This window comes from Coprococcus sp. ART55/1, from assembly GCF_000210595.1.
In the GTDB taxonomy this organism is placed as follows: domain Bacteria; phylum Bacillota; class Clostridia; order Lachnospirales; family Lachnospiraceae; genus Coprococcus; species Coprococcus aceti.
In genome coordinates this window covers 2,573,829-2,574,815 of sequence record NC_021018.1, presented here as the reverse complement: position 1 = coordinate 2,574,815, position 987 = coordinate 2,573,829, and the positions used below count along the sequence as shown (strand labels likewise).

Genomic DNA, 987 nt, shown 5'->3' with positions numbered 1-987 from the left:
ACCAATCATGCTAACTATTGTTGAGTAACCTTAAATAATTTCTACTGTTGTAGATACTGTTGATGTGATATCTGTAGCTGATGTTGAGTAACCTTAAATAATTTCTACTGTTGTAGATACTGTTGATGTGATATCTGTAGCTGATGTTGAGTAACCTTAAATAATTTCTACTGTTGTAGATATATTTCCTTGACTTGGCGTGGGGATAGTTGAGTAATCTTATGTAGATAGAGTAATGTAAATTTATAGAATAATGACATTATTTGTTAACCACAGCACTTACCACTGTTGGATATATTGACGTGATAAAGGACAAAAAAACAATGATGATATATGATGGGAGAAAGAGATATGAATGACAAGACAAATACTTTAAAATCCGCCATCTACGGCCTTGCTGTAGGTGATGCGTTGGGCGTCCCGTATGAATTTAAATCTAGGGGCGCATTTGAATGTACAGATATGATAGGCTACGGTACGCACAATCAGCCGGAGGGAACCTGGTCGGATGATACCAGTATGGCGCTTGCCACTTGCGCCAGTATCAAAGCGTGTGGCAGAGTTGATGTGGACGACATCAGAGACAGATTCCGCAGATGGCTAAAAGAAGGAGCATATACACCGTTTGGAGAAGTGTTTGACTGCGGAAATACGTGCGCTGCGGCTATCAGATCTGGAAGAGGTTGTGATGACGAGTGGTCCAATGGCAATGGTTCACTTATGAGGATCATTCCGTTGGCATTTGTTGAAGGAATAACGGACGCGGAGATAGAGGCTGTGTCAGCTATAACACATGCACACAGCTTGTCAAAGCTTGCCTGTGTGTGTTATGTCAGGATTGCCATTGATCTTGTAAATGGTGTGTCACTTGCAGAGTCGATAAAGAGACATGTGCCGGGCAATTCAAAGTTGTCGGGAGCTATCGGTATTGAAAATGTGTTGAGAAGTGATGGCATGGGATCTTCAGGCTATGTGATTGATACGTTT

General features: G+C 41.4%; 1 protein-coding gene. It reads left to right on the top strand.

Going from position 1 to position 987, the window contains the following annotated elements; all coding sequences use genetic code 11:
• Positions 1-351: 351 nt before the first annotated feature.
• The coding region (locus CCU_RS11585; RefSeq protein ID WP_208896203.1) for an ADP-ribosylglycohydrolase family protein at positions 352-987 on the top strand (636 nt) is incomplete at its 3' end.